The 13,657-nt window shown below is 60.6% G+C and carries 14 protein-coding genes; 11 read left to right on the forward strand and 3 right to left on the reverse strand.

The features are described 5' to 3' along the window. Nucleotides 1–58: 58 nt before the first annotated feature. Nucleotides 59–1,588, reverse strand: coding sequence for a helicase HerA-like C-terminal domain-containing protein (locus ACYVIT_RS17545; protein WP_415808338.1), 1,530 nt, complete (start codon nucleotides 1,586–1,588; stop codon nucleotides 59–61). Nucleotides 1,589–1,855: 267 nt separating this feature from the next. On the opposite strand from ACYVIT_RS17545, the gene ACYVIT_RS17550 reads away from it, so the two are divergent. From ACYVIT_RS17550 to ACYVIT_RS17580, 7 genes are all read left to right on the forward strand, one after another. Further along, complete coding sequence (locus ACYVIT_RS17550) at nucleotides 1,856–2,587, forward strand: YebC/PmpR family DNA-binding transcriptional regulator (RefSeq protein WP_415808337.1); 732 nt, start codon at nucleotides 1,856–1,858, stop codon at nucleotides 2,585–2,587. Between the two features lie 139 nt (nucleotides 2,588–2,726). Further along, on the forward strand, nucleotides 2,727–4,028 hold the full coding sequence (purD, locus tag ACYVIT_RS17555; protein WP_415808336.1) for a phosphoribosylamine--glycine ligase: 1,302 nt from the start codon (nucleotides 2,727–2,729) through the stop codon (nucleotides 4,026–4,028). A gap of 121 nt (nucleotides 4,029–4,149) precedes the next feature. Continuing rightward, nucleotides 4,150–5,061 carry an oxygen-dependent coproporphyrinogen oxidase gene (hemF, locus tag ACYVIT_RS17560; protein WP_415808335.1) on the forward strand — a complete coding sequence of 304 codons (912 nt, stop codon included), beginning with the start codon at nucleotides 4,150–4,152 and terminating at the stop codon, nucleotides 5,059–5,061. A gap of 20 nt (nucleotides 5,062–5,081) precedes the next feature. Then, on the forward strand, nucleotides 5,082–5,708 hold the full coding sequence (gene nadD / locus ACYVIT_RS17565; RefSeq protein WP_415808334.1) for a nicotinate (nicotinamide) nucleotide adenylyltransferase: 627 nt from the start codon (nucleotides 5,082–5,084) through the stop codon (nucleotides 5,706–5,708). Nucleotides 5,709–5,792: 84 nt separating this feature from the next. Further along, nucleotides 5,793–6,197 carry a ribosome silencing factor gene (gene rsfS, locus ACYVIT_RS17570; RefSeq protein ID WP_415808333.1) on the forward strand — a complete coding sequence of 135 codons (405 nt, stop codon included), beginning with the start codon at nucleotides 5,793–5,795 and terminating at the stop codon, nucleotides 6,195–6,197. Nucleotides 6,198–6,349: 152 nt separating this feature from the next. Then, nucleotides 6,350–6,820 (forward strand): 23S rRNA (pseudouridine(1915)-N(3))-methyltransferase RlmH, encoded by a 471-nt coding sequence (rlmH, locus tag ACYVIT_RS17575; protein WP_415808332.1) that lies wholly within the window; start codon nucleotides 6,350–6,352, stop codon nucleotides 6,818–6,820. A gap of 32 nt (nucleotides 6,821–6,852) precedes the next feature. Further along, nucleotides 6,853–7,482 (forward strand): Maf family protein, encoded by a 630-nt coding sequence (locus ACYVIT_RS17580; RefSeq protein ID WP_415808331.1) that lies wholly within the window; start codon nucleotides 6,853–6,855, stop codon nucleotides 7,480–7,482. 85 nt (nucleotides 7,483–7,567) lie between these two features. Here ACYVIT_RS17580 and ACYVIT_RS17585 read toward each other — a convergent pair whose 3' ends face one another. Together ACYVIT_RS17585 and ACYVIT_RS17590 are read right to left on the reverse strand one after the other, a co-directional pair. Next, the gene (locus tag ACYVIT_RS17585; protein WP_415808330.1) at nucleotides 7,568–8,557 is read right to left on the reverse strand and encodes a Bug family tripartite tricarboxylate transporter substrate binding protein; all 990 of its coding nucleotides are present in this window, start codon (nucleotides 8,555–8,557) and stop codon (nucleotides 7,568–7,570) included. Nucleotides 8,558–8,784: 227 nt separating this feature from the next. After that, on the reverse strand, nucleotides 8,785–9,438 hold the full coding sequence (locus ACYVIT_RS17590) for a DsbA family oxidoreductase (protein ID WP_415808329.1): 654 nt from the start codon (nucleotides 9,436–9,438) through the stop codon (nucleotides 8,785–8,787). A gap of 263 nt (nucleotides 9,439–9,701) precedes the next feature. Here ACYVIT_RS17590 and ACYVIT_RS17595 point away from each other — a divergent pair, with 263 nt between their 5' ends. From ACYVIT_RS17595 to ACYVIT_RS17610, 4 genes are all read left to right on the forward strand, one after another. Then, the gene (locus ACYVIT_RS17595) at nucleotides 9,702–10,619 is read left to right on the forward strand and encodes a LysR family transcriptional regulator (RefSeq protein WP_415808328.1); all 918 of its coding nucleotides are present in this window, start codon (nucleotides 9,702–9,704) and stop codon (nucleotides 10,617–10,619) included. Between the two features lie 114 nt (nucleotides 10,620–10,733). Beyond that, nucleotides 10,734–12,077 carry a 3-isopropylmalate dehydratase large subunit gene (locus tag ACYVIT_RS17600; RefSeq protein WP_415808327.1) on the forward strand — a complete coding sequence of 448 codons (1,344 nt, stop codon included), beginning with the start codon at nucleotides 10,734–10,736 and terminating at the stop codon, nucleotides 12,075–12,077. Between the two features lies 1 nt (nucleotide 12,078). Continuing rightward, nucleotides 12,079–12,597 (forward strand): 3-isopropylmalate dehydratase small subunit, encoded by a 519-nt coding sequence (locus ACYVIT_RS17605; RefSeq protein WP_415808326.1) that lies wholly within the window; start codon nucleotides 12,079–12,081, stop codon nucleotides 12,595–12,597. Nucleotides 12,598–12,650: 53 nt separating this feature from the next. Beyond that, complete coding sequence (locus ACYVIT_RS17610) at nucleotides 12,651–13,655, forward strand: Bug family tripartite tricarboxylate transporter substrate binding protein (protein ID WP_415808325.1); 1,005 nt, start codon at nucleotides 12,651–12,653, stop codon at nucleotides 13,653–13,655. Nucleotides 13,656–13,657 lie beyond the last annotated feature (2 nt).

Genomic DNA, 13,657 nt, shown 5'->3' on the forward strand with positions numbered 1-13,657 from the left:
GTCCGCGGGCACAAATCACGCCGGCGCCACGCGTCAGCGCAGCGCTCGGCCCCCGCAATCAACGCCGCTTCGATCCCAGCAACGACCCTAGCACCCCGCGCACCAACTGCCGAGCCATAGAACGTGCTGTGCTCTTGACCACCGACTGCACCACGCCGTCGCGCTTGCCACCACGTGGGCCGGTAGAACCAAACAGCAGCTCGTTCAAGCCGTCCATCACGCCGCCAGACTCACTCTGGTCAGCCGACCCTTTCTGAGCGCCGGCAGTCTTGTCCGCCGCAGATCCCGCCGCAGCATCTGCGACATCGGTGCTGGCACGGGCCGTCAAGACCTCGTACGCCGACTCGCGGTCGATCGCTTTGGCATATTTGGCAGACATGGTGGGATCCTGACGCAGCGCCTGACGCTCCGCATCCGTGGCCGGGCCGATACGGCTGCCCGGCGGCATGATCCATGCGCGCTGCGTGGGTTCCGGCCGGCCCTTGGCATCGAGCAGCGACACCAGGGCTTCGCCCACGCCCAGTTCCGTAATGGCCGCTTCGATATCCAGTCCCGGATTCGGACGCATGGTTTCTGCCGCGGTTTTGACGGCCTTCTGGTCACGTGGCGTAAATGCCCGCAGCGCATGCTGCACACGATTGCCCAACTGCCCCAATACCGTATCCGGAATATCCAAGGGATTCTGCGTCACGAAATACACGCCTACCCCCTTGGACCGCACCAGACGCACAACCTGCTCGATTTTGTCCAACAGCGCCTTGGGCGCATCGTTAAACAGCAAATGCGCTTCATCAAAGAAAAACACCAGCTTGGGTTGTTCCACGTCACCGACTTCGGGCAGTTTTTCGTACAGATCGGCCAACATCCACAACAGGAATACGCTGTACAGACGTGGCGCCTGCATCAACTTGTCGGCTGCCAGAATATTGATGATGCCGCGCCCCTGCGCGTCGGTGCGCATCAGATCTGCCACGTCCAGCATCGGTTCGCCAAAAAACAGCTCGGCGCCTTGCGATTCCAGGGTCAGCAGGCTGCGCTGGATCGCGCCCACCGATGCCGAGGACACGTTGCCATATTTGGTCTTCAGCTCCGCGGCCCGATCGGCCACGTTTTGCAGCATGGCGCGCAGGTCCTTCAGATCCAGCAGCAACTGTCCTTCGTCGTCGGCCACGCGGAACACCAAGGTCAACACGCCCTCTTGGGTGTCGTTCAGCTCGAGCATGCGCGACAACAGCAGCGGCCCCATGTCAGAGATCGTGGCGCGCACGGGCAAGCCCTGCTCGCCAAACACATCCCATAGCACGGCGGGGTTCGCCCCCCAGACCGGCTCGGGCAGATCGTTGTTCTTCAAGCGTTCCTGCAGCTTGGGCGACGCCCCCCCTGCCTGGGAAACCCCCGTCAGATCGCCCTTGATATCAGCCAGGAACACCGGCGTACCCATGCGGGAAAAGGCCTCGGCCAGTACCTGCAAGGTGACGGTCTTGCCCGTTCCTGTCGCCCCGGTAATGCAACCATGGCGATTCGCCAGCGCGGGCAACAAGGCCAGTTGAGTCTCGTTATTTTTTGCAATGACAATGGGATCAGGCATCCGTGCTCTCCGGCAAGCAAAACTAGGGCACCGCACCGCGCCTTCGGCTCACTGCCCGCAGGGGCGCTGGCGGCACAAAAACAGTGACGCAAGTGTAGAGCGTTCGCCACGTCTTGTGCGGACTTCGGAGGTGGGAAAACGGCAGGAATTGTCAATCACCGGCCGTGCATTGGTCTGGCATGGGCAAAGAAGGCACATCTGGCCGCTCCGTCTGTTCGTCAACCACGGTAAAATGCCGGTTTTGCCGACATTTTCATCTGGGACACCATGGCCGGACACAGTAAATGGGCCAATATTCAGCACCGCAAAGGCCGCCAAGACGCCAAACGCGGAAAGCTCTGGACCAAAATCATTCGTGAGATCACCGTCGCGGCACGTGCCGGCGGCCCGGATCCTGACAGCAATCCGCGCCTGCGGATGGCCTGGGACAAGGCCACCGACGCCAATATGCCCAAGGACAACATCCAACGCGCCATCCAGCGCGGCGCAGGCGGTGCCGATGGCGCCAACTACGAAGAAGTCCGCTACGAGGGCTACGGCATCGGCGGCGCTGCCGTCATCGTCGACTGCATGACCGACAACCGCACCCGTACCGTTGCCGAAGTCCGCCACGCATTCTCTAAAAACGGCGGCAACCTCGGCCAGGAAGGCTCCGTTGCCTTCATGTTCAAACACTGCGGTCAATTCGTGTTCGCCCCGGGCACCCCCGAGGACACCGTCATGGAAGCCGCCCTCGAAGCCGGCGCCGAAGACATCACCACCGATGACGAAGGCGTCATCGAAGTCATCTGCGCCCCGACAGACTACGCTGCCGTGCGCCAGGCATTCGAATCGGCCGGCCTGAAGGCCGAGGTCGACGGCATCATCATGAAGCCGCAAAACGAGACCGAGCTCACCGGGGACGACGCCGTCAAGATGCAAAAACTGCTCGACGCGCTGGAGGGCCTGGACGACGTGCAGGAAGTCTATACCACCGTTGTGTTTGACGAAGCCCAGTAGTAACCGCCATGCCCCCAGGGACATGCGTCCCCGGGCGGGTCTGCAGTAAAAACCGACCGGCGAAACGGGGCGACCCGTCAGCCTTTTGTGCCAAGCCTGTGGCGGCAACGCCCTGGCCTCTTTAAGAAGTCATCGAAAAATGAAACTCCTGGTAATCGGCTCTGGCGGCCGCGAACACGCCTTGGCTTGGCGCCTGGCCCGCTCGCCCCGTGTCCACAAGGTCTATGTCGCGCCCGGCAATGGCGGCACCGAGCAGGGTGACCTGCTGCAAAACGTGCCCCTCACCAGCCCTAAGGATCTGGCTGACTTCGTCGAGCGCGAAGGGGTTTCTCTGACGGTCGTCGGCCCCGAGGCGCCCCTGGCGGCCGGCGTCGTCGATGTTTTTCGTGAACGCAAACTGAAAATCTTCGGCCCGACCAAGGCCGCGGCACAGCTGGAAAGCTCCAAAGACTACGCCAAGGCCTTCATGGTGCGCCACGGGATTCCTACGGCCCGCTACGAAACCTTCACTGATCCGGCCAAGGCCCACGCCTACGTCGACCAGGAAGGCGCCCCCATCGTGATCAAGGCAGACGGCCTGGCCGCCGGCAAAGGCGTCGTCGTGGCCGCCGATCTGGCCGAGGCCCACGCCGCCATTGACGCCATGCTCGGCGACGGCAGCATGGGCGAGGCCGGCGCCCGCGTCGTCATCGAAGAATGCCTGGTCGGCGAAGAAGCCAGCTTCATCGTCATGTGCGATGGCCGCAACGTCCTGGCGCTGGCCACCAGCCAGGACCACAAGCGCCTGAAAGACGGCGATGCCGGCCCCAATACGGGCGGCATGGGCGCCTATTCCCCCGCCCCCATCGTCACGCCGGAACTGCATCACCGCATCATGCGCGAAATCATTCTGCCCACCGTTCAGGGCATGGCGCGCGACGGCATTCCCTACACGGGTTTCCTGTACGCCGGCCTGATGATTGCTCCGGGCGACGATCCGGATCGCGCTATCAAGACGCTGGAATTCAATTGCCGCATGGGCGACCCCGAAACCCAGCCCATCATGATGCGCGTCAAAAGCGACCTGCTCGATGCGCTGGAACACGCCGTCGAGGGCACGCTCGACCAGGCCGACATCACCTGGGATCGCCGTACCGCCCTGGGCGTCGTCCTGGCTGCCCACAACTATCCTGGCACACCGCGTAACGGCGACACCATTGCGGCGCTGCCGGCAGAGACCGAAGACTGCGCCGTTTTCCACGCGGGCACCCGCCTGGAAAATGGCCAATTGAAAACCTCCGGCGGCCGCGTGCTTTGCGTCACCGCCTTGGGCGACTCCGTCCGCATGGCGCGCGAGCGTGCCTATGCCGCCGTGGACGGCGTGCAATTCGATGGCCGCCAATACCGGACGGACATCGGTTGGCGCGCACTGAAGCCGTCCCAGCAAAAGGCCAAACCTTAATCAAACGCAAAGCATTGGTGACCCCACAGGCTTAAGCTATCCAGGTCACGCGGCGACCGCCGCGTCCCACACCGCTGACGATCGTCGTCAGCAATCAGCCTGAATCCCATCTGGACACCGCATGAGCAATATCCCCGTTTCCGACGTACGAGACTACCTGACCGGCCTGCAAGCGCGCATCGTGCAAGCGCTCGAGCAAGCCGGCGGCGAGGATTTTCGCACCGACGCCTGGCAGCGTGCCGAGGGCGGCGGCGGCGTATCTCGCTTGATCGAAGGCGGTCAATTGCTCGAAAGAGGCGGCGTGTTGTTCAGTCATGTCGAGGGCACCCAGTTGCCCCCCTCCGCCAGCGCACATCGCCCCGAGCTGGCTGGCCGCCCGTGGCAAGCCATGGGCGTGTCGATGGTGCTGCATCCGCGCAACCCCTACGTGCCCACCGTACACATGAATGTGCGCATGTTCACGGCCGCGGCACGGCCTGGCCAAGACGAAGACGACGTATTCTGGTTCGGCGGCGGCATGGATCTGACGCCCTACTACCCGTTCGAAGACGATGCACGGCATTTCCATCAGGTCTGCCACGATGCGCTGGCGCCCCACGGCGATACGTACTATCCCCGCTACAAACGCTGGTGTGACGAGTACTTTTTCCTGAAACACCGCCAGGAAAGCCGCGGCATTGGCGGCGTGTTCTTCGACGACCTCAACGAGCCTGGTTTTGACGCCTCGTTCGCGTTGCTGCGCTCGGTTGGCGACGCGCTTTTGCCTGCCTACCTGCCCATCGTCGAACGCCGCCGTCATACCCCCTACGAACAGGCCCAACGCGATTTTCAGGCCTATCGGCGCGGACGGTATGTCGAGTTCAATCTCGTGTTTGACCGCGGCACGCTATTCGGACTCCAATCCGGTGGCCGCACCGAGTCGATTTTGCTTTCGATGCCGCCCATGGCACAGTGGCGCTATGACTGGCATCCCGAGCCCGGCACACCAGAATCCGAGCTCGCTGCCTTCCTGAAACCCCGAGACTGGGTGTAATCCCGGCGCCACCGTCCATCATGCCTGTCCATCCAGAACGCGAACCCCGTATTGGCCTGCTGGGCGGCAGTTTCGACCCCATTCACCTCGCGCACCTGGCGTTGGCTAGAGCCGCCCTGCGTGAACTGCACCTCACACAGGTGCAATTCATCCCCGCTGCCAACCCATGGCAGCGCGCGCCCCTTAACGCCGCGCCCGAGCATCGTCTGCGCATGATCGAGCTGGCGATCGAGGGCGAGCCCGGCATGGCCGTCAATCCCATCGAAATCGAACGCGGCGGCGCTACCTACACCGTCGATACCCTACGCGCCCTGCCGGCTGGCGCCCGTTACGTCTGGATCCTCGGCGCCGATCAGCTGACTAATTTCTGCACGTGGCATGAATGGCAAGAGATATCGGCCCGAGTAGACCTGGCCGTCGCCACACGCCCCGGCACGCCGTTGATTCCCCCCGACGAACTGACGCATTGGCTAGCCAGTCAGGACCGCCAAGACCGCCCAACACGCCAGCTGACCACCCTGCCCTTTACCCCCATGGCGATCTCCGCCTCTGACATCCGTGCCAGACTGGCTCGCGGCGACGCAACGGAGGGCCTTCTGCCCTCGCCGGTAGCCAGTTACATCGCCGCTCACGGCCTCTATCGCTGATTCCAATAGTCCGGCACAGCAACCAGCCTCCTTGCTGCCCTCGCCCGGCTCCACCAGTTCCCCTCGCGGGTTATATTTACATCCATGGATATTCAAAAACTACAACGCGCCGTCATTGACGCCCTCGAAGACGTCAAAGCCCAAGACATCAAAGTCTTTAACACGACGCACCTGACCAGCCTGTTCGACCGTGTCGTTATTGCCAGCGGGACGTCCAACCGGCAAACCCGCGCCCTGGCCTCCAGCGTAGCCAATTGCGGCCGTGCCCTGGACCTGACCGGCATCACCGTCGAAGGCGAAGACACCGGCGAGTGGGTCGTCGTCGACTTGGGCGACATCGTCATCCACGTCATGCAGCCGGCCATCCGGCAGTACTACAACCTCGAGGAAATCTGGGGCGACAAGCCCGTTCGTGTCAAACTGCTGCCGGGGTCAGGCGCCCCCGTACATGCCGCTGACCGCGATACCGGCGACGTCGACGAGGGCTGAAATCCTCGTTAGCCTGCTCGTTACGGCGCGCCTCGCCACAGCCTGATGCTCGTGCCCGAACCCACCGTAGCCGTAAACTGAATCTGCCGTAGCCCGAACTCACCGCTCGTCGAACGGCATCGTGTGAGTTCTCTCCAGCCAGAGGCCATCACGTGAAACTCATCGTCATTGCCGTCGGCAACCGCATGCCCGACTGGGTCGAAACCGCCTGGGACGACTACGCGAAACGCTTGCCTGCCGACTGCGCCCTCGAACTGCGGGAAATCAAACCCGAGCCGCGCACGACGGGTAAAACGCCAGCACAAATGATGGCGGCAGAAGCCCGCCGTATCGAGGCGGCCATTCCCCCTGGCGCCCTGAAACTCGCACTGGATGAGCGCGGGCGCGACCTGACCACCATGGCACTGTCGCAACGCCTTGAGCAATGGCGCGGTGACGGCCGGGACGTGGTGTTCCTGGTAGGCGGCCCGGATGGCCTGGACGCCTCGCTCAAGGCCGCCAGCGACGGGCAAATACGCCTGTCTTCGCTGACCTTGCCACACCCCATGGTACGTGTCGTACTGGCAGAACAGCTATATCGCGCCTGGGCCATCATGACCAATCACCCCTATCATCGAGCTTGAAATTGCCTGGCGCCAGATCATCCGACGCACTCATGGCCAACCCTGGCCCGACTCCCAACACCATGACCCCGCAGATCTATCTAGCCTCGGCCAGCCCGCGCCGCCGCGAACTGTTGACCCAGATCGGAGTAGCCCACACAGTATTACAAGTCCCCGCGCCTCCAGGGGAAGACGAGCCGCAGCATACCGGCGAAGCGGCAGCGGACTACGTCAAACGCACGGCACGCGAAAAAGCTGAGCGCGGACAGCAATGGATGACATCCCAATCACTACCAGCGCTGCCCATCCTGGCGGCCGATACCACTGTCATCCTGCGCGACGAGGTCTTGGGCAAACCCACCGACCGCGCCCACGCCATCGACATGCTGAGCCGCCTGTCCGGTACCACTCATCACGTTCATACCGCCGTCGTACTGTGGCACAACGGCCAACTGCACGAAGACGTATCAATCTCCGAAGTCCATATGCGGACATTGAGCGCCGACGATATCGCCCGCTACTGCGACAGCGGCGAACCCTTTGGCAAAGCGGGTGCGTACGGCATCCAGGGCCTGGCAGGCACATTCATCGCCCATCTCTCCGGCAGCTACACCGGCGTCATGGGCTTGCCCGTATTTGAAACGGCGAACCTGCTGCGCCGCGTGGGCATATTGCTGCCGTAGCCTCATCAGAGCCGTCCCAATCAAAAATGGCCAGCCTGCGCGATCCGCAGGCTGGCCATTTTTTGTTCAGATAACCGCAGCAGAATTACTTTTCCGCTTTCGCCCCGGAAATCTGCACCAGTTCCGCTGCCTCCACCATTCCCTTTTGCACCATGTCCCAATACGCATCGATCGACATAGGTTCAGCCGGCACCGAACCTAGATCTACGAACTTCTTACGCAGTTCGGGATCTTGCAGCGCTTTGGTCAAGGCTTCATTCAACTTGATCAAGACCGGACGCGGCGTCCCGGCAGGCGCCACGAGCCCATACCAGGAATCCATGTAAAACCCTTTGACGCCTGCTTCATCAAACGTCGGCACATCCGGCAACGCGGCGATCCGCGATTTCGCTGTGATCGCCAGCGGACGCACTTTGCCCGAGGCGATCGGCGCCATCGCACCCGTAGTGATGATCATATCGATACGGCCCGCCATCACATCCGTCAACGCGGGCGCAGTGCCCTTGAACGGTACATGCAAAATATCGATCCCGGTACGTGTCTTGAAACTCGCTCCCGCCAGATGCTGCGACGAGCCCACTCCGCCGGAGCCGTAGGTCAATTTCCCCGGATTCGCTTTCGCATAAGCCACATAATCCTGAACCGTTTTGAACGGGGAATCCAGCGGCACCAACATCGTCGAAGGCGAGGTATTGATCAACCCTACCGGCGCAAAATCCTTGATCGGGTCATACCCGATATTGTCGTAGAGCGCCGAATTCAGTCCATGCGAGGCGACAGTCGCCAGCATGATGGTGTAGCCATCAGGCTGAGCGCGCGCAGCAGCCACCGAGCCAATATTGCCGCCTGCCCCCCCTTTGTTGTCCACGACAATGGACTGGCCCAAATGCTTGCCCATTTCGGCCGCCACCATGCGGCCTACGCCGTCCGCCGGCCCGCCAGCCGCCCAACCGATAATCATCGTGACGGGTCTGCTCGGATAGCTGTCCACCGACTCTGCCTGAGCGGACAAAGCGGACAGACCGAGAGCAAGTGCCAATGCAACCTGTTTATAACGACGCAATAGTGTGGTCATAGTAAAAATGCCTGATCAGAAAAACCGAAATGGGAACAGAAAGGATCGCTACGATAGCGCAATCCCCCAGCGGCGTACGGTCGCCACGATGAGCTGACAATGTCAGCAGCATTGCGCCACGACATCACACTGACGCAAGCAAACCACAGACGCGTAGCGATACCAGCCGGTCTGACTACGACACCATCAAATCACGTATTACGTCGTTAAAGACGAAGCGCTAGCCCTCACGTCTCCGACGCGACCTGGCGCAACGCCTGCTCGAACGCCTCGGGCGGCTGCCCGCCAGACACCAGATACTTATCATTAATGATCACTGACGGCACAGAGGTAATCCCCAAGTCCCGCCATTTCGCCTGCTCCGCACGGACTTCATCCGTATAGCGTCCAGACGCCACGACATCGCGAGCGGCCTCTGCATCCAGCCCCGCGTCTTGTGCGGCTTGCACCAATACCTCGGTCTCGCTGGTGTCGTAGTTATCAAAGTGATAGACCTTCAGCAGTTGCCGTTTGAGCGCGACTTGCTGCTCCTGCCCCAGCGTGCCTGCCCAATACAGCAATCGGTGCGCGCCGAACGTATTGTAGGAACGGCTCTCTTCGGTCTGATGCATCGGCATCCCCACCGCCGCCGCGCGCTCTGCGATCACCTTGCGGTTCTCTTGCAAACGCGCCTGGTCAAAGCCGTACTTTTTCATCAAACGCTCGCCCGTATTCTGCCCGCCCTTGGGCATATCCGGATTCAGCTCGAACGGCTGCATATGAATGTCGAACTGCGCCTCGGAGCCAATGCGGTCGATAGCGATCAACAACCCGCCCAGCCCTACAGCGCACCATGGACAGGCGACATCGGATACGAAATCGATTTTGATTTTTTGGGACATGAATGGCTCCGGACAATGCGCTGATGGAGTAAATCTCGGCATCACATACCAAGAAACGAGCTTGACCAGTATATAAGGACTCTGCCGAGATTCCAGGCACAGTAAAAAGTTGTTAACGTTGAAGGTACGGATAATTGAGACAGAAGGCGGCAGTTTTCCCCAAAGACAACACGCCGAGGTACGCAAAAACGCCGCCCATCGATGCTCACGACCCGCCTGCGAGCGATTCACAATGCTTGTGGCTCACGTGGACGACAAAGAATATGCATATCGACTTCCTTGGCATTCAAGCGTTCTTGGCAATTGTTGAAACTGGCAGCTTTCAACTGGCCGCAACAGAACTCAGCTTGTCCCAAACAGCGGTCAGCCACCGTATGCGGAAGCTGGAAGAAACACTCGGCGTCAAGTTGATTGCCCGTACGACACGCGACGTCACGCTCACCGAAGCTGGCCGCGCGTTGCTTCCCACCGCGCGCAGTGCGGTGAAGGAGCTTGGGATGTCTTGCGACGCCATCCGCAAACACGGTCAAAATGCGCCCGATTGGCTGGCGTTTGCTTGCCTCCCTAGCCTGAGCCACGGACTGGTAAGTCCTTTACTCCTGGCAGCCAAAGACCGTTGGCCGGACGCACTCGTCAGAGTCTTCGATACCTCGGTCCGAGAGATAGTCGAGCTACTCGAGTCACGCGTCGTGTCGTTTGGAGTGTCGGTGCTGCAACAGGGCTATGGTGATTTACAGGTCGAGCCGATAGGCGACGAACATTTCGTACTCGCGTGTCCGCCGCAGCACCGGTTTGCCCAACAACCGAACGTCGATTGTTCCACCCTGGAAAACGAGCCCATGATTCGCATCAGCCTGACTTCGGGTAACAGCGCGACCATCGACAGCGCACTCGGCCGCCTGCGTGAGCGCTTGCGTTGGCGTTATGAAGCGCTCCATAACGCCATGGCCCTGGATATGGTGCGCGCCGGTCTGGGACTAGCCATCGTGCCGCGTCTCTTCGTCCCGCCCAACTCCGGCGTCGCTGTCGTGCCTATCAGGGCGCCGATCGTCAAACGGACGCTGTGTCTGCTGTCCCGCGGAAACGATACGCCGAGCACACAGGAGCAATGGCTGCGCAATCAGGCAATGGCTCTATTGAAGATGCATCTGACAACGAAAGAAGATGATTCGTATGCATGAATAGCGCACAACTATTCATTTGATCTTACTGAGGGGCATATCTAGACTTTCTCCCGAACAAATCCGCCTGTGCGGAACCGGCTGCCAGCCGCAGCCGATAACGGAGACTGCCCCATGCCCCCTCACGTCGGCGAACCGCCTGCCGCCCCTATTGCGCGCCGCGGACAAACCATCGCACAGAAAATCATCGCACGCCATGCCGGGCGCGACCACGTCGCGGTGGGCGAGTATCTCAGCTGCGTTCCAGACCATGTAGTAACGCAGGAACTTTATTGGCCCACGCATAAAGAGAACCTCGAAAAAATCGGCATCCAAAGATTTGCTCGACCCGACAAGGCCATTATCGTCATCGACCATACCTCTGCAGCCGCCGTAGGCTCTCGGCACGCCGCAACCCACAAGCTGCTCAAGGAACTCACCGAGAAATTCGGCATCGAGAATTTCTTTGGACCCAATACCGGCCTGCGCCATCTGGTGCTCGTGGAACGGGGATTTGCCAGACCCGGCTCGCTGGTGTTCTCTGACGAAGGAAATATCGCCAGCATTGGCGCTGTCGGCGCATTGAACATACCGACATCCGCCGATATTCTCGTGCCCTTGCTAAAGGATGAGAACTGGCTTCGCGTTCCGAAGACCGTTCGTATCAATCTTTCCGGTCAGCTGGCATTCGGCGTCTCTGCCCGCGATGTCGTTCAATCCATCATCCGAGATTATGGCAGCGGGGAATTCCTTCAATGCTGTGTTGAATATGGCGGTCCCGGGCTGCAGGGCCTCACGCTTGACGACCGCCAGACGATTCTGGCCTCGACCTTTCACACGATGTCGGACACCGCTATCATGGAAGTGGACGATATGGCACTCGCCTATGTCGAGGAACGCGCAAACGGCCGCCCCTACGAAACCATTTTCAGCGATCCCGATGCGCAGTACGAACGCATCATCGACATCGACCTGTCCTGCATTCAGCCATTAGTCACTGTACCGCCCGAACTCACCGGAGCTCAACCGGTGTCCGCGCTCGCCGGTACCCCTATCCATCAGGCAACCATTGGATCGTGCGCCGGCAATCGGCTGCAGGACATGCGTGACGCGGCCACCATCCTGAGCGGCCGCACGATTGCCCGAAAAATCGCCCTGTACATCTCGCCAGGTAGTCAGAACGTGTACGCACAGGCTGCCCGCGAAGGGCTGCTGGAAGTGTTTGCCACCGCTGGCGCAACCGTACTCTCCCCTGGCTGTAATACCTGCTGGGGTTATCTCGGCGTGTTGAACGAGAACGAAAACTCCATATCCACCCATCAATTCAACTACCAGGGCAGAAATGGCGCGGAAACCGCCCGCATTTTTCTGGCCTCACCTCTGACCGTAGCCGCCTCCGCGGTCTGCGGGGAAATCGTAGACCCACGCATTTTGTTGGGAGAAGCACATCCCTCGAACACACTGATGAAAGTGAGCTGATATGCAAGACACCCAACTGAAGGGACGAGTCTGGAAATTCGGCGATCAGGTCTCCGGCGACGACGGGATCATTGACTTTTCCGCTGTGCGTGATGGCTTTGGCAAGCCTTTCGATGCGCCACTACTGCGGTCCATGTGTTTTCGCAGGCTCAATCCACGGTTTCCATCGGAAGTACAAGAGGGCGACATCGTGGTGGCCGGCAAGAATTTTGCCCACCATAACCATATCGAAGTCAGTGCAGCCATCAAACTCTCCGGTATTTCAGTGGTTATCGTGGAATCCTGCGAATCCGGGTTTGTCAGACGTGCCTTATCCCAAGGCTTGCCGATATTGACCGTCCCCGGCATCACGGCTCAAGTCAGCGACGCAGACATCATCGAGGTCGATCCGGCCAGTGGCCTGATCACCCTGGCCGACGGTACGACACTGTCGGCGCAACCATTTTCTGAGCGAATGCTGGCCATCTGGCGAGCAGGCGGCCTGGTCCGAGCCCTTCAAAACGAATTTCAACAACACTGAAGGCTCTCATCTGCGATTGCATGGACCCTATCAATAATATCCATGGAGACAATATGCAAATCAAGTACTCGGCATTTTTGCCAGCCAGCGTGCGGCGTGTCGCTGCCGCACTGCTATGTGGCGCCGTGGCGGCCTCGCCATTATTGGCACGCGCAGAATACCCGGACAAGGTGATCCGTCTCGTGCACCCTTATGCAGCAGGCGGCGCGGGCGACCTGCTGACTCGCGAACTTGCTGACGGCCTGAAGACGGCTTTCAACGGCGCAGCCGTCATTACCGACAACAAACCAGGTGGCGGCACCATCGTAGGCGCCGTCGCAGTGGTCAATTCGGCGCCGGACGGCTACACCGTATTGATGATCGGTCCGGCCACACATGTGATCATGCCCCTTATCAATCCCAAGATCCCCTACAACGCCAAGAAGGATTTCGAGCTGGTGGGCATGTGGAGCGTCATCGGCAGCATGGTCTCTGTAAATGCCGAAACGCCCGTACATTCGCTGAAGGAACTGATCGACTATTCCCAGAAAAATCCTGGCAGCTTGAATTATTCGAGCGCAGGCGCGGGAACCGGCCCACACCTGGCTGGCGAGATGTTCAAGGACCTCACCGGGGCTCGCATCACCCATATTCCGTACAAGGGGGCATCGCCGGCCGTGATGGCTCTGGTCAGTAACGAGGTCCAGGTGTCGTTCGTCAACATCCCGCCGCAAGTGCCCTTCGTGAAGAACGGAAAGATCAGGCCCCTGGCGGTGTCTACGCCCCAGCGCTCCCCCTTGTTACCTGACGTTCCCACCACTGCCGAGGCCGGAATGCCCGGGTTCATTTCCGAGTCCTGGTACGGCGTGGCTGTCCCCGCCGGCACGCCTGCGGACATCCGTGCCAAGCTGCTGCAGGGCATGCAGGCTGCCGCCGCCGACCCGGCCCGTCGAGAGCGGCTGGCGGCGGCCGGCGTCGAATTGCGGGTGACCGATGCGGCAGCGCTGGCCCAGTACATCGACTCGGAAGAGCAGCGTCTCAAGCCCGTGCTCAAACGTCTCGACATCAAGATGGAGTGATC

The sequence above is a fragment of the Bordetella muralis genome (assembly GCF_054781015.1).